14 protein-coding genes and 8 tRNA genes are annotated in these 19,459 nt (G+C 31.4%); 18 read left to right on the forward strand and 4 right to left on the reverse strand.

Translation table 11 applies throughout. The features are described 5' to 3' along the window. Window positions 1–573, forward strand: coding sequence for a recombination mediator RecR (gene recR, locus A0083_RS02655; protein ID WP_120760757.1), 573 nt, complete (start codon window positions 1–3; stop codon window positions 571–573). Here the strand turns inward: recR and A0083_RS02660 are convergent. The 3 genes from A0083_RS02660 to A0083_RS02670 are packed head-to-tail and all read right to left on the reverse strand — an operon-like array spanning window position 570 to window position 3,827. After that, window positions 570–1,592 carry a hypothetical protein gene (locus A0083_RS02660; RefSeq protein ID WP_197553979.1) on the reverse strand — a complete coding sequence of 341 codons (1,023 nt, stop codon included), beginning with the start codon at window positions 1,590–1,592 and terminating at the stop codon, window positions 570–572. The genes recR and A0083_RS02660 overlap by 4 nt on opposite strands. Then, window positions 1,589–3,382 carry an excinuclease ABC subunit UvrC gene (uvrC, locus tag A0083_RS02665; RefSeq protein WP_197553982.1) on the reverse strand — a complete coding sequence of 598 codons (1,794 nt, stop codon included), beginning with the start codon at window positions 3,380–3,382 and terminating at the stop codon, window positions 1,589–1,591. The genes A0083_RS02660 and uvrC overlap by 4 nt, the downstream gene beginning before the upstream one ends. Beyond that, on the reverse strand, window positions 3,369–3,827 hold the full coding sequence (locus tag A0083_RS02670) for a hypothetical protein (RefSeq protein ID WP_197553985.1): 459 nt from the start codon (window positions 3,825–3,827) through the stop codon (window positions 3,369–3,371). The genes uvrC and A0083_RS02670 overlap by 14 nt, the downstream gene beginning before the upstream one ends. 134 nt (window positions 3,828–3,961) lie before the next feature. On the opposite strand from A0083_RS02670, the gene nhaD reads away from it, so the two are divergent. After that, a complete protein-coding gene (gene nhaD, locus A0083_RS02675) occupies window positions 3,962–5,320 on the forward strand; it encodes a sodium:proton antiporter NhaD (protein WP_197553988.1) in 1,359 nt (452 codons plus the stop codon). Between the two features lie 9 nt (window positions 5,321–5,329). Further along, the gene (gene guaA, locus A0083_RS02680; protein ID WP_197553991.1) at window positions 5,330–6,865 is read left to right on the forward strand and encodes a glutamine-hydrolyzing GMP synthase; all 1,536 of its coding nucleotides are present in this window, start codon (window positions 5,330–5,332) and stop codon (window positions 6,863–6,865) included. On the opposite strand, the gene A0083_RS02685 is transcribed toward guaA, so the two are convergent. Beyond that, entirely contained in the window at window positions 6,866–7,417 is a 552-nt protein-coding gene (locus A0083_RS02685) for a class I SAM-dependent methyltransferase (protein WP_120760750.1), read from the reverse strand. A 115-nt stretch (window positions 7,418–7,532) separates the two neighbouring features. Here A0083_RS02685 and A0083_RS02690 point away from each other — a divergent pair, with 115 nt between their 5' ends. From A0083_RS02690 to A0083_RS02760, 15 genes are all read left to right on the forward strand, one after another. Continuing rightward, window positions 7,533–8,972: a hypothetical protein gene (locus A0083_RS02690; RefSeq protein WP_120760749.1), complete on the forward strand. Its 1,440-nt coding sequence runs from the start codon at window positions 7,533–7,535 to the stop codon at window positions 8,970–8,972. A gap of 263 nt (window positions 8,973–9,235) precedes the next feature. Then, window positions 9,236–10,486 (forward strand): phosphoribosylamine--glycine ligase, encoded by a 1,251-nt coding sequence (gene purD / locus A0083_RS02695; protein WP_120760748.1) that lies wholly within the window; start codon window positions 9,236–9,238, stop codon window positions 10,484–10,486. Next, window positions 10,483–10,941 (forward strand): RDD family protein, encoded by a 459-nt coding sequence (locus tag A0083_RS02700; protein ID WP_120760747.1) that lies wholly within the window; start codon window positions 10,483–10,485, stop codon window positions 10,939–10,941. Before purD ends, A0083_RS02700 begins: the two co-directional genes overlap by 4 nt. Further along, a complete protein-coding gene (locus A0083_RS02705) occupies window positions 10,931–12,967 on the forward strand; it encodes an LPS-assembly protein LptD (protein ID WP_232087578.1) in 2,037 nt (678 codons plus the stop codon). The genes A0083_RS02700 and A0083_RS02705 overlap by 11 nt, the downstream gene beginning before the upstream one ends. Then, window positions 12,964–13,623: a phosphoribosyltransferase family protein gene (locus tag A0083_RS02710; protein WP_120760745.1), complete on the forward strand. Its 660-nt coding sequence runs from the start codon at window positions 12,964–12,966 to the stop codon at window positions 13,621–13,623. Before A0083_RS02705 ends, A0083_RS02710 begins: the two co-directional genes overlap by 4 nt. Before the next feature lie 136 nt (window positions 13,624–13,759). Next, entirely contained in the window at window positions 13,760–15,868 is a 2,109-nt protein-coding gene (locus A0083_RS02715; RefSeq protein ID WP_197553997.1) for a polyribonucleotide nucleotidyltransferase, read from the forward strand. A 90-nt stretch (window positions 15,869–15,958) separates the two neighbouring features. Beyond that, a tRNA-Lys gene (locus A0083_RS02720) sits at window positions 15,959–16,034 on the forward strand. 13 nt (window positions 16,035–16,047) lie between these two features. Then, a tRNA-Val gene (locus A0083_RS02725) sits at window positions 16,048–16,123 on the forward strand. Between the two features lie 19 nt (window positions 16,124–16,142). Then, window positions 16,143–16,219, forward strand: a tRNA-Asp gene (locus A0083_RS02730). Between the two features lie 2 nt (window positions 16,220–16,221). Next, a tRNA-Lys gene (locus A0083_RS02735) sits at window positions 16,222–16,297 on the forward strand. A gap of 13 nt (window positions 16,298–16,310) precedes the next feature. Further along, window positions 16,311–16,386, forward strand: a tRNA-Val gene (locus A0083_RS02740). 19 nt (window positions 16,387–16,405) lie between these two features. Continuing rightward, window positions 16,406–16,482, forward strand: a tRNA-Asp gene (locus A0083_RS02745). A gap of 2 nt (window positions 16,483–16,484) precedes the next feature. After that, a tRNA-Lys gene (locus A0083_RS02750) sits at window positions 16,485–16,560 on the forward strand. A gap of 5 nt (window positions 16,561–16,565) precedes the next feature. Continuing rightward, a tRNA-Glu gene (locus A0083_RS02755) sits at window positions 16,566–16,641 on the forward strand. Window positions 16,642–16,877: 236 nt separating this feature from the next. Next, window positions 16,878–19,445, forward strand: a complete 2,568-nt coding sequence (locus A0083_RS02760) for a hypothetical protein (protein WP_197554000.1) — start codon at window positions 16,878–16,880, stop codon at window positions 19,443–19,445. Window positions 19,446–19,459: the final 14 nt, after the last annotated feature.

Here is a 19,459-nt window from a genome sequence, read left to right on the forward strand (position 1 = left end):
TTGAAAAGTTTAGAAAAATTTAATGAATTAGTTGAAGCCTTTTCAGCACTCCCTACCATAGGTAAAAAAACAGCATTAAGACTTGCTTATCATGTGTGTATAAAAGATCCGCTGTTGGGTGCGAAATTAGCATATAGTGTCGAAGAATCTATTCGAATGATTAGAAAATGCACACAATGTGGTTCCTTAAGTGAAAACGAATTGTGTGAGATTTGTTCTAGTGAAGAGAGAAATGAGCAAATCATTTGCATTGTTCAAGATCCAAAAGATGTTTTGGTTTTAGAAGATAGTGGAAGTTTTGATGGCTTGTATTTTGTTTTAGATGATACTAGTGAAGAAAATATCACAAGATTAAGAAATATGATACAAAGTAAAAATTCCAAAGAAATCTTTTTCGCTTTTACGCAGGGTTTAAATTCTGATGCGATTGTTTTTTTTATAGAAGAAAAGTTAAAAGATCTTGATTTGAGTTTTTCACAAATCGCGCAAGGAATTCCAAGTGGCGTTAGCTTGGAAAATGTTGACTTTATATCACTGCACAAGGCAATCAATCATAGAACCAAGCTTGATTAAAGATATTTTTTAAGCAAATTAAGCCATTCGTTTTTATTAAGATCGTGTAAAATTTCATCTGCAAAATTACATTCCTTCACTCTTTCTTTAGAGAAAAGTAAAATTCTGCTTTCGGGGTATTTGTTTTTGTATTCATGGAGCAAATGTAGCATATAATCAAAATCAAACTTAATCACTTCATAATCAAGTAGTATTAATTTAAAACAAAACCTTAGAGTGCTTTTAAAATCACTAAGATTGCTTGCTGCTTGATTGTTTTGGCAAAACTGGTTTGTGATGTTTAAAATAAGATCATTTTCAAAGCTAGAAGATTTAAAAATTAAAACATTAGACATATAAGGCATTTGGTAGAAATCTTGTTTAAAATGAGTATTTAAGAATTCTGCCAAGTCTTTAGTATCAACTTGCGAAAAAACATAATTTAAGCCGTGTTCTACCGGATTTTTTGAGATGACAAATTGATAGTTTTCATATATTATTTCTTCACTTGTCTTGATTTCGCTAGAAATACCCATATCGTGCAAGATGCATTGCAATAGATAATTTTCGATTGAATTATCATTGATAATGCATGCGTGAATATTTCTATAAATATTAAATTGAGATTTTTTTATAATATTAAATTCTTGAAAAATGTTTTGAAGTACTTTGTCGTGTTTTAATGGTTTGTTATAGTGTAGGCTTTGTATAAGATCATGCAATTGCTTTTGCATGAAATGTTTTTGTGTTTTTTGATCTTGTAATTGCACTTGTTGTGTTTGAAAAACTTTTTTCAAGTTTTCTTTGGTTTCTTGTAGAGAATTTGAATGTGGTAAATTAAAATAATCTTCCAAATCCCAAATTATCATATTATTTTTTTTATTGTTTTTATTTCTTATAAATACATAGCTTATAGATATGCATACAATTAAAACACATATAAAACTATAAAGATAAAATAAATTCTCATTAATAGGGTAGAAAAAATAGTAGTTTAAAAAACACAGAGTTAAAGCCAAAAAGCTTATAAAAAGTATCATGTATTGTCCTTAATTAGTTGAGCTATTTTTGCATTAGAAAGTGATTTTAATTCATCAAAACTTGCGTTAAAGATATTATCAAAATTACCATAATAATCCAAAAATTTCTTAATATAGCCTTGAGAAATTCCAAGTTGTATTAATTTTGAGCTTTGTAAATCTTGCTTTCTTTTTGTTTTTTGGTGAAAGCTAATAGCAAAGCGATGTGCTTCATCGCGTAGTTTTTGTAAAAATTGCAATTTTTTATCGTCAGTATTTAACTGTATTTTGCCATCTTGGGTGTAAATTTTATCTTTAGCGCTTCCTTTTGCACGGTGTGCTTTTGCATCGATTTTTTCTTTTGATATGGCTAGTATATCCACGTTTGCACCTGAACTTTTAATGATATCGTTGGCTAATTTTAACAAAGCATCTCCTCCATCAATCAACCATAAATCAGGAGGTGGATTTTTATCAAATGACAAAGCTCTTTTGCTAAGAGTTTGGAGCATTTGATCATAATCATTTTTATAAGATAGATGATAATGTCTATAAGAACTTTTATCAAATTTTCCATCTTTGAAAGCCACTAAAGCACCGACATTTGCCTCACCTTGCATATGAGAATTATCGAAAATTTCAATATGATTAGGATAATTTTGCAAATTAAAAAAGTCTTTTATTTCTTTCAAGAGTAGGTAGTTTTCATTTTTCAGGTGTTTTTGTATATTGATTTTTGCATTTTCCAAGGCAAGATCACACAATGCTTTTTTTTCGCCAAGTTTTGGCATTTTAAGGTGGAATTTCTTAGAAAACCTTTTGCTAAGTAGATCTTGCAAAAGCTCCATATCTTCAAATTCATCATGTGTATATATGCGAGTTGAGTTAATAGGAGCTTCTTGGGTGTAATTTTCTAATATATACTGCTTATAGATTGCATTAGGATCAAACTCGCTTTGATTTTTAAGTGCTAAAATTTTATGATTTGAGCTGATGATTTTACCATTGTTAATCACAAATCGTACCATAGATAGTAGATTATCCTCGCAATAGACTGCAAAAACATCAAAATCTTCAAGCTTGGCAAGATCGATTTGTATTTTTACACTTAAATCTTGAATGGTTTTAATCTGATCTCTTATAAGGGCTGCTTCTTCATAGTTTTCATTTTTTGCATATTCTAGCATTTTATGCTCTAGGTTTTTAACTAAAGAAAGTGGATTTAAAAGCGCTTGTATAGCTTCTTGTGTGATTTTTTCATAAGCTTCTTGTGTGATTTTTTTTTCACATGGTCCTTTGCAGCGTTTAATCTGATAAAAAAGACAAAGTTCTTTGCAGGATTTTTTTTGTCTAAGTTCAAAAGATAAATATAACGCATTTAAAAGTTCTTTTGCTCCTTTAAAAAAAGGACCAAAATATTTAATTTTATTTTTTTTAATGATTTTTCTTGTAATTTCAAATCTTGGAAAATCTTCGTTTAAATCAATATAAATATAAGGATAAGTTTTATCATCTCTTAGCAATATATTATATTTAGGGTGCAATTGTTTTATGAAAGAATTTTCTAAAATCAAAGCATCAGCTTCACTTTTTGTGGTGATAAATTCCAAGTGCGAAGCCTCACTGATCATTTTTTGGATTCTTAAGCTGTTGTTAGGATTAGGACAAAGTTTAGGTGTAAAATTAAAATAACTTCTTACACGGTTTTTTAAGTTTTTGGCCTTGCCTACATATAGCAATTTTCCTTGTGCGTCAAAGTATTGATATACGCCAGGTAGATCCGGTAAAGTTTTGAGTTCATTTTCTAACATTTTTTATTAACACCCTTAATTCTTCAAATTTTTGATGTAAAATAGGATCTTGAATAGAATTGATAAAGTTTCCGCTAGAAAGCTCTAAGTGGTTTTGGGGTCTTTGTTTGGTGGTGTTTTTTTGTGCGGTAAAATTTTTATCACTTAGGATTTTGATATTTTTTACTTTGGCAAAATTACTCATAGGTTTAGCTAAAGTATAGTTTTTTATGAGATTTTTAATCATTTTTTTGGTATTATCGTGATTTAACTCCATGTATGCAATATGGTGTTTAACTAAAATAATCAAGGTATCATTTTTAATAAAGAGTTTGCTAATCATTTGTTGATGGTTATAACTTAATAAATTTAAAAACTCTTTATATTGAAAAAGTGCCCTTAAAGGTTTGTAATGTTTAAAATCGGCAAGTTCATTGATGATGTAATGGCTCGTTTTAATTTTCATTTATTTATTCTAACATTTTTTTTATTAATATTTTTAAACGCTTGCGGGTATAAAGATGCTCCATTTTATGAAATCAAAGATAATAACGGCAGTGTTAAGGAGATTAAAAAATTCCAATCTTTGGAGAGTGAAATATGAGTAAAATATTTTTTTTGCTGTGTTTGGGGGTTAGCTTTTTGCTAGCTAGTCCAACACATGAGTTAAATTTGGCTTTTAGTGCTTTGGGTATAGGTATTTTGATTATTTTTATACTAGGGTATTATTTTATTGCTGCAGAAGAAAAATATCACATCAATAAAACAAAACCTGCTTTATTTATAGGCACTGTTTCTTTTATTATAATTGGTATTTACATGGTTTTAAATGATCTAGACACTCAAATACTTGAAGAAAGTGTTAATCATTTGATTTTAGAAATAGCACAAATTGTTTTTTTCTTAATAGCAGCTATGACTTTTATAGAAGCACTAATAGAAAGGTCGGTTTTTGAAACATTAAAATATAAACTTGTAAGCAAGGGATATACATATAGGAAGTTATTTTGGCTAACAGGAATTTTAGCTTTTTTTATTTCGCCAATCGCAGATAATCTTACCACCGCTTTGATTTTATCTACGGTGCTTTTAACTATAGATAAAAACAATAAAGAATTTTTAATCCCAGGTGCTATTAACATTGTTGTTGCAGCTAATGCAGGTGGAGCTTGGTCGCCTTTTGGTGATATTACTACCTTGATGGTATGGACTGCAAAAAAAGCAACTTTTTTTGAATTTTTTGCTTTATTTCCTGCTTCGTTTATCGGTTGGTTATTGACAGCATATTTATTATCACGCTATGTTCCAAATGTTCAGCCTAATTTCCATAAAGATAATTTAGAAAAAGTTGAAATTAAACCAGGTGGTAAGGTATTTATTGCATTGGGTTTTTTAACTATTGCTTTGGCTGTATTTATCCATAGTATTTGTGATTTGCCTGCTATGTGGGGGATGATTTTTGGTCTTTCCTTATTAAGCTTATATATATACTTTTTTAATAAAAAACAAGGTAAAAAAGATTTAAATGTGTTTTACTATATGACGCGCATTGAAATGGATACTCTGTTGTTCTTCTTTGGTATTTTATCTGCAGTGGGTGCTTTGCATTTTGTGGGTTGGCTTGCATATGCTTCAGATCTTTATGTAAAATTTGGCGCAACAAGTATCAATATAGGAGTAGGATTTTTATCTGCTATTGTAGATAATGTTCCGGTAATGAGTGCAGTCTTAAAAGCAAATCCAAGCATGGATGATACTCAATGGCTTTTAGTTACACTTACAGCGGGAATTGGAGGTTCTTTGATAAGCTTTGGTTCTGCAGCTGGAGTGGGTGTTATGGGTAAAATGAAAGGTATTTATACTTTTAATGCACATTTAAAGTATGCTTGGACAATTTTAATAGGTTATGTAGTATCTATTATGGTTTGGTATGTACAATTTCAACTGTTAAATTTATAAAGGAGTTAGATGAAAAAAGCAGATATTTTAGTTTTAGACTTCGGGTCTCAATACACACAATTAATTGCTAGAAGATTAAGAGAGCAGGGTGTGTATGCAGAAATTTTACCTTTTAATGTAAGCTTAGATGAGATTAAGGCTAAGGAGCCTAAGGGTATTATTTTAAGTGGCGGGCCAGCTAGTGTGTACGCAAATGATGCTTATTTTTGTGATAAAGGTGTTTTCGAGCTTAATATTCCGGTATTAGGGATATGTTATGGTATGCAACTTATGGCACATCATTTTGGCGCAAACGTAGCTCCGGCAGGACACAAAGAGTATGGTAAAGCAACTATAGATATTCAAAACGATAGTGATTTGTTTAAAAATTTACCAAAAAAACAAACGGTTTGGATGAGCCATTCTGATAAGGTAGAAAATTTACCACAAGGCTTTGAAGTTTTAGCAACTAGTGAAAATAGCCCTTTTTGTGTTTTTGGAGACGAAAAACGTAAATTCTTTGCTTTACAATTCCACCCTGAAGTACAACATAGTGAATTTGGAAAGAGTATCTTGAAAAATTTTGCTAAATATGCTTGCAACTGCGATAGTGTATGGAATATGGGATCTTTTGCAAAAACTCAAGCGCAGAAAATCAAAGAAGAAGTGGGTAATGATAAAGTTCTTTGTGCAGTAAGTGGCGGGGTAGATAGTAGTGTAGTAGCTGCTTTGCTTGCAAGTGCGATCAAAGATCAAGTGGTAGTGGTTTTTGTTGATAATGGACTTTTAAGAAGTGGAGAAAAAGAGCAAGTTGAGTATATGTTTAGACATACTTTGGGTATTGATTTAATTAGTATTGATGCAAGAGAGATTTTTCTAAGTCGCTTAGCGGGTGTGAGAGATCCTGAGCAAAAAAGAAAAATTATAGGCAATACCTTTATAGAAGTATTTGAAGAAGAAGCAAAAAAACATAAAGATGTTAAGTATTTAGCACAAGGAACTTTGTATACTGATATTATTGAAAGTTCAGTTGTTGGAGCTAGTAAAACTATAAAATCTCATCATAATGTAGGCGGTTTGCCTGAAAAGATGAATTTAAAGCTTATCGAGCCTTTAAAAGAGATTTTTAAAGATGAGGTAAGGGCTTTAGGAATGGAACTTGGTTTAAATAAAGATGTAGTGTATCGTCATCCTTTTCCTGGGCCAGGACTAGCTATACGTATTATGGGCGAAGTTAATGAACCTAGCTTGGAGCTTTTAAGAAAAGCAGATGTGATTTTAATTGAAGAGTTAAAAAGCAGTGGTTGGTATGATAAAACTTGGCAAGCATTCTGTGTGCTTTTAAATGTACAAAGTGTTGGCGTAATGGGAGATAACAGAACTTATGATAATGCAATATGCGTACGCGTAGTTAATGCAAGCGATGGTATGACTGCGACTTTTTCTCATTTGCCTTATGAATTGTTAGAGAATATATCACGCCGTATTATTAATGAAGTAGAAGGAATTAATCGCGTGGTGTATGATATTTCTAGTAAACCACCAGCGACTATTGAGTGGGAATGATTATTTAGTACAAAAATATACAAAAGCAGGGGGTAGATTTTGCCAAACGATTGGTGAAATCTCTACCTTGCTAAAAGTAGCAAAAAGTTTCTTTTTAAAAGCTCTTCCTTTTGGTGTTGGAAGTATATAGGCAAAAGTAGCAAAGCAACCGTTTTCTTCTAAAACATCATGAATGGAATTTAGCAGCAAATCTTGCTCTTGGGAATTTAACAAAGCCCATGGAATTCCTGAAATAATCAAATCCACACTGTTAATTGATCTTTTTTCTAGCATTTCGGGTAAAAATTCTGCTGATCTTACTTCTATGTCAATGTTGTCTATGTTTTGTTTTAATTTATTAGCCATGTGGGGATTGATCTCAACTGCAAAAAAACTCGCATTGTGGTTTTTTTGTTGAAGAATGTATTTAGTAAAACTTCCTGTGCCTGGACCAATTTCTACAATATTATTTGCATGTTGTACGTGAGAAGTAATTAGTTTGCTTAGTTGTTTAGAGCTTGCACAAAAAGCTCCGGTTTGTTTTGGATTTTTAAAATATTGATATAAAAACATAAATGAATTACCTAAAATATTTTATTTTATTAAATTTTAAAATATTATTGTAAATTTATGAAAACAAAGTTAAAATAAGAGTTTAATTTTTTCTTTAAATTTTAAGGACTTGTATATGCACGGAAAAATAATGGTTTATGTAGATGCTACTGGAAGAGGAACAGTGATCAATCTAGCAAAAACTTTTTTTGAATTTAATAAGCATGCGTGGCATGATAAAAGAAGTATGCCAACGGTTGGTATGTTTGTTGAATTTAGATCCGATGGAAAGCATATTACAGATTTACGACCATCTAAATTCCAAGAATTTGGAGATAATGATTTTATCAAGGAAAGAGATTTTTGGAAAACAGAAAGTGATGATGAGTTAGAGGATTTAAGGCTTACAAGACGTGATGCATATGTGCAAGAACTTTATAGAGAAACTAATTATGACGAGTTAGATAAAATCACCTTAAATTTGACTATTCCACAAGCCATTCAAAGGTATTTTTATAATGAAACCTTGTCTATTAACGCGGTTAAAGATATTGACATCAGTGAGGTGCCATATACTATTGATTTTTTTGCGATGAAACGTTTTTTATACAAGGCTTTGGATACTTTACTTTTTTCAGATAACACTATCAATCAGGCTGATTTTTCTGCGATGAAAAATATCATCGTGCATCTTGAAATGGCTTATAAAGATATGAAAGATAAGCAAAAGCATATCAATATGGAGCGTTTGTATGATGAAGTTTTTTTATCTCATCAGTGCCACTATCAAGCACTTTTAGCTTCTATTGATAATAGAAAAAATCGAAAATTAGCACTTGATCGTCAAATGAGTACTTTGATAACAGACATAAAATCCAAACAGGCTAGATTAGAAACAGAGACTGGAAAAAAGCGTCAGGAATTTGAAGAGTTGATTCAACAAAAAAAACAAAAATTAGTCGAAATAAAAAACGAAGCAGATTATTTTACCAAAAGCGTAGAGAGATTAGAAGCAATGAGAAAATCTTTCTATGAAAAAAATCTTTCTATTTTTAGTAATAGCTTTAATATGGCTAGAGAGAAATTGTTTGATAAAATTAAACAAGGACTTAATATATGTGCAACTAAGCTTGATATAGAAATTTGGAAAAAGTCATTAAAATCAACAAGTATAAAAAATTCATATTTTAAAAATACAACCGAAATTTCATTTTGCACTTTATCATTTGCTGAACTTTATTTAAATAGACTGAATAAACATGCTTTAAATCCAAACGACCAACTCTTGCTTTCTTATGTTAAAAAAGTCAGAAAAGAATGCGAAAAAAGCTTTTTGGTGGTAACATCTAATCCAGATTTGTATGTAAGTATGAAAATTCAAATTTTTGCTATGAATCCTTACTATGTGGTTAAACATGCACCTAAAAAAGTAAATTATCAAGGTTTGATGAAAAATAACGAATTTGATATAGTGTATGTTGATGAAAAGACTATTTGGGCGCCAGTGGCTGATGTTATTTTAGAAGGAAAATATTTTCTCAAAAAAGAATCTAAGACCAAATTTAAAATTTTATAAAAATCCTTTTTAAACCCTATTTTTAAGTTTTCTTAGATATAATTATACTGCCTAAATGGTTCGATATGGTATTAAAGAGGATCCAACACATTAATTATAAGCTGTGATGTGTGATTTACCGTGTTCTGTGACTTCGTTTGAGCTTTGAGAAAAAGCGAGAAGCTGCAGCCTTTAAAAATCACCTAATGGCATACTTTGACTTTTTGAGGGTCAGACACTTATACTCCGGCCATTTGGGTTTTGTAACACTTTTAAGGAAAATAATGAAAATTTTAATATTAGGAAGCGGTGCAAGAGAATATTCCATCGCTTTGGCTCTTCAAAAAACAAATAATAATTTAGAATTTTACTTTGCTCCAGGAAATGGTGCTACCGCTAAAATAGGAACTAATCTTAATATGAAAGATCCTAAAGTGATCACGGCTTATGCAAAGGCATCTGAGATTGACTTGTGTATAGTTGGGAGCGAAAATTTTTTAGCAGAAGGTATAGTGGATCTTTTTAAAGAAAATAATATTGCTATTTTTGGACCTACTAAAGCAGCTGCTATGCTTGAAGCGTCAAAATCTTACATGAAAAGTTTTCTTAAAAAATACAAAATTAAAACAGCCAAATTTTTAAATACAACTGACTATGAAAAAGCTAAAAAATTTATTATGACTTTAACTCCACCTATTGTGGTGAAAGCTGATGGTTTATGTGCAGGCAAAGGAGTGATCATTGCTCAAAGCCATGAAGAGGCTTTAGAGGCTACTAAAAATATGCTGAGTGGTGAAAGCTTTGGTGATGCTGGAAAAATTGTTGTTATAGAAGAATACCTTAACGGCTTTGAATTAAGTGTGTTTGCGGTTTGTGATGGAAGTGATTTCGTTTTATTGCCAGCTGCTCAAGATCATAAAAGATTATTAGATAACGATAAGGGACCAAATACCGGTGGTATGGGTGCATATGCTCCAAGTACTTTAGCAAGTGAAAATTTACTAGAGCAGGTAAAAAAAGATATTGTTGCACCAACGTTAAAAGGCATGAAAGAAGAAGGTGCTGAGTTTGTAGGGGTGTTGTTTATAGGATTGATGGTGGTAAACAACAAGCCTTATGTTTTGGAGTATAATGTACGTTTTGGTGATCCTGAGTGTGAAGTTTTGATGCCTTTAATCGAAAATCCTTTAGATCTATTTTTAGCCTGTGTTAATAAAAATTTAGCTAATACTACTATAAAAATTAAAAATGAATTTGCTGTGGGCGTAGTGTGTGCGAGCAAAAATTATCCTTACAAAGACTCCCCAAAAGCATTGATTGAAATAGGAGATATCCCGCAAAATTCTCATATTTCTTACGCAGGCGTAAGTTTAGAAGATGATAAACTATATGCTAGTGGTGGACGCGTATTGGTTTGCGTGGGAACTGGAAAAAACATAGAAGAAGCTCAAAAAAATGCGTATGCGCTTTGTGAGAATGTACAATTCAAGGGAAAACAATATAGAAAAGATATTGCTTTTCAGGTTCTTAAATGAGTACTAATCAAGAATTATTCGACAAATTAGAAAAAGAAGAATTAAAAATAGCAAGTTTTAAAAAAAGATTTCTTGCTTATATTGTGGATAGTTTTGTAATACTTGCGATTGTTGCAGTCATTTTGCTTGATAAATTTAATTCCGCTCAAACATATGAAGAAATTCATAACCTTTTAATGCGTTTTGCGAGTGGAATTTTGATCTTGCAATTTACATACCATGTGCTTTTTACTTATTTATATGGCGCTACTTTAGGGAAAATGCTTTTAAAGATTATGGTGATTGATCAAGAATTGCTAGATAAGCCTAGTTTTACCCAAAGCGCTTTAAGAGCAGGTGTAAGGCAAATCAGTGATATGCTATATGGATTGGGATTTGCTTGGGCTTTAAGTAATGTCGTTTTAAAAACTTGGCATGATTATGCGGCTAAAACTGTGGTGATTGATCTTGCGTAAAATATTACTATCCTTAGCTTGCATAGGAAGCTTGTATGCTTCTAAAGTAGATATTTATGCTTTGGATGTTGTAAAAAAAAATGATACCATCGAAGCGAAAAATAACGTAGTTGTGGTTTCTGATTTGTATTTGATTACTGCTAATGAAGCTAAATTTAATGAAAAAACAAAAGATTTAGAATTATTTGGTGATGTAAATATTTTACGAGGACAAAAAGAAAGAACCAATTCTACATATACTAAAATTAATCTCAAAGACAACACAACGGCATTTAAAAATTTATTTTTTTCTAACAATGATTTAGAGGTTTGGATGCAATGTCATCAAGCCAATTTTGATGAAAAATTTGTGATTACTAAAAAATCGGTTGTCTCAAGTTGTAATGTTGAAAATCCTGACTGGGAAATTCGTTTTGATGAAGGTAAACTTAATAAAGAAAGTAATTTTTTACACTTGTATAATGCAAGATTGTATGTAAAAAATACACCTGTGATGTATTTGCCGTATTTTGGATTTAGTGTGGACACCAAAAGAAAGAGTGGTTTATTGATTCCTCAAGTGATTTTAAAACAAAGTGAAGGGTTGTATTATAACCAACCTATTTATTATGTTATTGATGATAATGCAGATATACAGCTTGAACCTCAAATTAGAACAAAAAGAGGATATGGTTTGTATTCAACTTTAAGATTTATTGATACGCCATATTCTCAAGGTGAAATCAGTGGTGGTATTTTTGGAGAAAAATCAAGCTACAAAAGAAAAGAAAATTTAAAAAACAAAGAACATTATGGTATAGAAGTAAAATACTCCAGTGAGGCACTGTTTAAAAGTCTTTTAAGTGATGAATTTCAAGAAGGCTTATGGGTTGATGCAACATATTTAAATGATGTGGATTATACCAACTTAAGTTCTAGTGCAAAAACAGAAGCTTCTTTGGTGACTTCAAAAATAAATTATTTTTTATCTGATGATGATAATTATTATGGTGCTTATGCAAAGTACTATATAGATACTTCTAAAATCAGCAACAAAGATACCTTGCAAGAATACCCTTCTTTTCAGTATCATAGATATTTAAATGGCTTTTTTGATAATTATATACAATATAGTCTTGATGCCTCTTTTCATAGATATTATAGGCAAACAGGTATTTATGCTAAAACTTTAGACTTTGATCTACCTTTGGTTTATCATACAAGTCTTTTTGATGATTTTTTAAATTTTACTTTTACAGAAAGAATTTATGCGAATTTTGTGGATTATTCCAATACTAATTTAAAAAATCAAGAGCATTTGTTTCGTAATTCACATAATTTTTCTTTATACACAGATCTTTCTAAGCCTTATGAAAATTTTTATCATACTTTGTATTTAGGGGCTAATTATTATATACCTGGAGCAAAATCAGGAGAAATCACAGAAGATTTTATAGACATTAAAAACGATCCAGAGCAATTAAATTTTTCTATGTTTCAGTATTTTTACAGTACTTTAGGTAAGAAAAAACTTTATCATAGTTTGAAGGCAAAGTACTATACCAAACAGGGAAGTTTTGGCGGATTTGATAATGTTGTAGAATATTTTTATAATGATTATATTAGTTTTAGAAATGAAGCAGAGTATTCAGGCATAGATAATCGTTTTGACAAAGTTTTTAGCGAGGCATTGTTTGATTATGGAGAGTGGAAATTTAGCCTTAATCATGCATATAGGATCTATGAAAAAGAAAAATATAACTTTTTAGGTACAAAAGCACAATACCACATTAATGCAAATTATCAAATTTTTGGTGGTTTATGGTTTGACTTAGGAAAAGATCCTGAAAAATGGGAAGTAGGTTATACGTATCAAAGAAAATGTTGGAATTATTCTTTGATGTACCGTCAAGATATATCTCCTAAACTTACAAGTGGAGGGATCAGCGCTAAAGATCAAAGCGGTGTGTATTTTATGTTTAATTTTTATCCATTGGGTGGAGTGTCTTATGACTTCTCGCTTCAAGAAAACGAAAGGTCGATATGATATTTTTTGAAGATGAAAAAGATGCATTTGAAAAATTATATGATTTATTACCTACTAATAAATTAAAAGATTATATCATCATCACTCCATCTTTAAAATCTATAGTTTTTGTTAATATGCTTGCGCAAAAACTAGAAATCCCATATAATTTTTTATTTACAGAGCAAATTAAAGCTCCTAATAATAATGAATGCCAAATCGCAATGATTAGCGAAACCAAAGAGCTAGTATACAACGAGGCTTTAGTAAAAGCTTTTGATATAAGTTTAGATTATATCTATGGCGAAGCAAATAGAACTTATGAAGAAAAAATTTTAAAAAATGTTTATCGTTATAGAAAAGGTAATCTTTTAAAAGATCTCAAAGGTAAAAATATCTTAATGCTGCACGAAGGTTGTGAAAGTGGTATTACCGCATCTTCTTGCATAAAAAGTTTGTTGAAAGAAGAAGTAAATAGCATTATTTACGCTACAGCTTTAATGCCAAGTGATGTTTATGATTATATCAGTGTTTTTGTAGATGAGGTTTATTGTGTGCAAAAGATTGATCATTTTATAGATATTGAGTTTTATTTTAAAAATAAAACAATTTTGCAAAGTCATGAAATTTTAGATATCTTAGAAGAGAGCAAATATTATCTTCCGTTAAAAAGATAAATTTATATCTGGACAATTTATTGTTTAGATATAAATTTATAGGCAAAATAAAAACAGGCTTTTTAAGTTTTAGTGTTTAAAATTTAAAAAGCTTATTTGGTTTTGCCTATGATAAAAACATTACAAAGGAAAAATCATGCGACATGAAATCAACATAAACAGCCATCTTGAGATATTTGATACAGATAAGGTAGCAAAACAAGCAGCGGGTGCTGTATTGATGCAAGAAAAAAACGCTGTGGTTTTAGCAACTGTGGCTAGAGAAGATAAAATGGTAGAAGAGGACTTTCTGCCTCTTACGGTTCAATATATCGAAAAAGCTTATGCAGCGGGTAAGATTCCAGGTGGTTATGTTAAAAGAGAAACTAAACCTGGGGACAATGAAACACTAAGTGCGAGAATTATAGATAGAAGTTTAAGACCGCTTTTTCCAAAAGGCTATGCATATCCAACCCAAATTGTTGTTATGGTGCTATCTGCTGATCCTGAAGTGGATTTACAAGTGATGAGTTTAAATGCTGCAAGTGTTGCTTTGTATTTAAGTGATATTCCCATTAAAGCTCCTGTTTGTGGCGTAAGAATAGGTCGTATTGATAATGAATTTGTTTTAAATCCAAGCAATAGTGAGCTAAAAAATAGCACTTTAGATCTTTACGTAGCGGGTGTTAAAGATGAACTTTTGATGATAGAGATGAGAGCTTTAGCAAATAAACAAGATAATAATCATTGTATGAATGAGTTAAGCGAAGATGATACTTTAAAGGCTTTAGAATTTGCAGGCAATGCGATTTTACGCGGGTCAAATGAGTATGAGAAGACTTTTGCTGCTTATAGAAAAAATTCTATGCTCGAATTTAAAGTAGAAAGCGATAATGCGCAAATTATAGAATATATTAAAAATTCATACATGGCTAAATTGAAAATAGCTATCAATCAAATGGCAAAAAGTGAAAGAGCAAGTGAAATTTTACAAATAGCCAAAGAAATTGAAAACGAAACGATCACAACTGAAAATGAATGGAAACTAGAAGACATAGAAAAAGCCTTGTTTGTATGCAAAAGAGAATTAATCCGAAGTCAAATCATCTATGAAAATAAAAGAGCAGATGGTAGAGGCTTAAAAGATGTTAGAAAGATAGATATAGAAACAAATATCTTGCCAAGTGCACACGGTTCTTGTCTTTTTACTAGAGGGCAAACTCAAGCTTTGGTGGTTGCAACTTTAGGAAGTGATAATGATGCTCAAATGTCAGACTTGCTAACTGAAAAAAATCCAATTTGTGAAAAATTCATGGTTAATTATAACTTCCCAGGTTTTTCTGTGGGTGAAGCTAGTCCTATAAAAGCTCCAGGTAGAAGAGAGCTTGGGCATGGAAATTTAGCAAAAAGAGCATTACATCCTAGCGTGGATACTGAATACGCACATACAATTCGCTTGGTATCTGAAATTTTAGAAAGCAACGGTTCTAGTTCAATGGCTACTGTTTGTGGCGGTGCTTTAGCATTAAGAGCTGCAGGAGTTGAAAGTAAAAAATTAGTTGCAGGTGTGGCGATGGGTCTTGTTTTTGAAGATGATAAGTATGCGATTTTGACAGATATTATGGGTCTTGAAGATCATGATGGAGATATGGATTTTAAAGTTGCAGGAAGTTGTGATGGGATTACGGCTTTACAAATGGATATAAAACTTGGTGGTATAGATCAACAGGTATTAAAAGAAGCATTGTATCAAGCAAAAGAAGCTAGAGGACATATCTTAAACTTAATGGAAGAAGCAAATCAAAATATTGTTGTCAATGAGGCAATTTTGCCAAAAGTTGAAATTTTTAACGTAGACCCAAATAAAATTCCTGATATTATCGGACAAGGTGGTAAAACTATCAAAGAAATCATCGAAAAATTCGAAGTAAACATTGACTTAGATAGAGAAAAAGGCGAAGTTAAAATCGCAGGTATTAGCCATGAGTTAATCCAACAAAGCAAAGAATATATTTTAAATTTGCTCCAATCAAAAAATTTCAATAAAAAACGCGACAAAAAAGAAATGCCTAAGTTTGAAATAGGTGAAGAATTCTTAGGAAAAGTTCAAAAGGTTGTAGATTTTGGAGTTTTTGTAGAGCTTAAAGAAGGTGTAGATGGCTTGCTACACAACTCAAAAATCAAAGAAAAACTAGAAGTGGGAGTTGAAGTTAAGGTTAAGGTTTTAGAGATTAAAAACGGCAAAGTTTCTTTAGATCTTGCATGATTTTTTAAGCATATTATAAAATATGCTTAAAATTTTACTTTTGGTCTTGACAAAAAATTATTCTTTTGGCATAATTTCATTTTTTTGAATGTCTCGTTAGCTCAGCCGGTAGAGCATCTCCCTTTTAAGGAGGGGGCCGTTGGTTCGAATCCAACACGGGACACCACTAAATCTTTAATGGTCGCTTAGCTCAGTTGGTAGAGCGCCACCCTTACAAGGTGGATGTCATAAGTTCGAGTCTTATAGTGACCACCATTCTTTTATTGTTTTAGGTGCGGCGGTAGTTCAGCTGGTTAGAATATCGGCCTGTCACGCCGGAGGTCGCGGGTTCGAGCCCCGTCCGCCGCGCCATTGTCTCGTTAGCTCAGCCGGTAGAGCATCTCCCTTTTAAGGAGGGGGCCGTTGGTTCGAATCCAACACGGGACACCACTAAATCTTTAATGGTCGCTTAGCTCAGTTGGTAGAGCGCCACCCTTACAAGGTGGATGTCATAAGTTCGAGTCTTATAGTGACCACCATTCTTTTATTGTTTTAGGTGCGGCGGTAGTTCAGCTGGTTAGAATATCGGCCTGTCACGCCGGAGGTCGCGGGTTCGAGCCCCGTCCGCCGCGCCATTGTCTCGTTAGCTCAGCCGGTAGAGCATCTCCCTTTTAAGGAGGGGGCCGTTGGTTCGAATCCAACACGGGACACCACTAATGACCCTTTCGTCTAGTGGCTCAGGACGTCACTCTCTCTGTGTGATAACAGAGGTTCAAATCCTCTAGGGGTCGCCATATAATCCAATATTATTTTTATTTGATTCACTTTTAAATTCTTTTTTGTTTTATAATGTTTATTATTACATATCTATATTTAAAATCAATTATTTTTTACCCCTTAAGCTTAAATTCATAAATATAATATTAATATTCAAATTTGTTTGTTAATTAGTTGTTGTAATTATTATTACATTTTGCATTAAAATAAATCATTAATAATATTTATTAAATATTCTTGAAAGAGCTTTTGAATGAATAAAAAAATTTCCAAAGACCACTCTATAAAGGAGAGTTGCAAGGGTTTATTAAAAACATCATTGGTTGCATTTACTTTGCTAAATTCTTTAAACGCAGCCACCCATGCAGAGTATGATAAGACATCTAATGCTTATATTATTAAAGAACATAGTTTTTCTAATCATGATGTATATGATTATCAAGAAAACACATATAAATTCTTAAATGGTAAAAACTTCTATGGTCAAATGAGTGATGGCAAAGATATTTCTAATATCACTTTGATCTATGATAACCCTAAAGACAATATTCATGATACCCAAAATAAAGCAAGAGAACTTGCTTTTAAGCAAGATATGCTTACTCCAAATATCAAAGAAGGTATGTTTGTTATCAATGGGCTTCATAATACCAGTTTTTATAGTGCTACTGTCCATCAAACTAGCTACATACCTTTCTTGGTTTCTGCTTATGTCTTTAATGCAAAAGCTAATGATAATACCTTGGTATTAAAATCAGGAGAATTATCTTCAGTGTATTATCTAAAACCAACCGATAAAGAGGTGGCTAGCCCTAAAGCTAGTGGCTTGGATAATAAATATAATTTTTTAATCACTCCAGCTATAGCAAGAAAAGGCGAAGCAAGCCATAACACCTTAAATTTCTTAAAAGATGCCTATGTAAATATGGGTGTTGAAAACACTTACACTTTGCCTTTAAATGGTGCTCCATATATCTTAGGTGCATTTGGTGTAGATGCAAATACGCATAATAATAGTGTGATTTTAAATAAGGGTGCAAAGATAGATTTTCATTCTACGCCATATAGAAAAAGCAAGATTGGCGGGTTGAGTTTTGATGAAAGAGCCACTCATATTGCAGGAGCTATTGCTTATAATGCTAATGCTAAAAATAATAAAGTCGTCATAGATGGTGCTTCTTTGTTGGTGCATGGACCGATTGATTCTTATTCTACGTTGTCGTGGACTCATTTGGGTGGAGCCTTTGTAAATGTAAACAATAGCCAAGCTTATGAAGTAAGCAATAATTCTTTAACTATTGAAGATTTAACTTTGGGTTTAAAGGTAGATACCAAAGGCACTCCATTTATTTATAATGCTATTTTAGTAGGTGACATTTTTGGTGGTAAAATTGTACAAGGTAATGCTTATAAAAATACTATAGATATAAAAGGTTTGCAAACTTTAGCTTCTTTAAGTACCAATGTAGAAGTTAAAGCCTTGTTTGATTTTTATGCAGGTGTGACTAATGATGGTGTAGCAAACGATAATAGCATTAGCATTAATCTTAAAAAGCCATTAGGCGTTAATTATAATTTTGCAGGTGCAAATGAGTTTAACTTATATGGTGGTATAGCTACTAAAGGCGCCAGCGGAAATAGCATTAACATTGAAGGTGATTTTATTACATTTTATGAAGATGAAAACCACCAAGATAAAATCCAAATCACAGCAGCAAAAACCCTTAGTTCTAAAGCTAATAACAATAGCATCAACATCAGCCATTCTAATATTGCCATGCCTTTGTATTTATATGGAGTAAGCAAAGCTACTTTGGAGAATAAAGACTATTATGCAAGTAGTGCAAATGCTAATAGTATAGTTTTAGACAATGTAAAATCAGGTAGAAATCTCACAGCTATTATAGAAGCAGATAATTTAGAAAAAAACACTATAAAATATAATATAGTCCAATCTTTATCAAATGCTTCTAATATAGATAAAGGTTCTAAGATCATACTAAGAGCTAATCAAAAAGCTAGTGGTAATATTGTTAATATCAAAGATTATTCAAGTGCAGCTAGTTCTAATGTCTATGTTGTTAATGCTAAAAATGAAAGTGCTAACAATACTTTTATCTTTGATAATTTAGCCCTAGGTACAGCTTCTGATAAAAGAGAAGGTGAAGTAGTAATTAGTGCAGGTATAGCTAAGAACACTCATGATAATTATACTCATATTAACAATTTAAACATAGATGAGTATAAAAACAACTCTACTATCATCATAACAGCTTCTGGTGTATATAGTGAAAAAGATAAAAGCTATGATAATACTTTATATCTAAGTGGTAATACAAATATATCTAAAGGAACTAACATCACACTTTTAGCTGGTAGCTTTTTACAAACTCAAACTCAAGATCAATTTAAACCAAAAAAACTAGCACATCAAAGCAATACTAATAATCATTTAGTATTAAATACAAACATTAAAGCTGATCTTGTAAATAATTTTGATCATTATAGTTTTATCTTAAAAGATCATACTAAGGCTTATTTAAGTGCTAAAGAAGCTATTAATCTTTCTAAAGATAGTTCTATTAATGTATATACAAACAATAATGTAAAAAATAAAAGCTTTATTCTAATGCAAAGTGAAAAAGGCTTTGTAGATGCAAACAATAAACATCTAAATCAAAAAGATTTACAAAGCTTATTAGAAGTTATCGCTAAAAATAATCAAAGCTTGCATAAAAACATTAAAGCAAAAGCTCAAAAAGCTAAATACACTCTAAGTGTAAGCGAAGATGCAAAAAGCATAGTAGTGAATTTAAACTAAAGCATAAGAAAGGA

It is taken from the genome of Campylobacter sp. 2014D-0216 (assembly GCF_014931215.1).
In the GTDB taxonomy this organism is placed as follows: Bacteria; Campylobacterota; Campylobacteria; order Campylobacterales; family Campylobacteraceae; genus Campylobacter_D.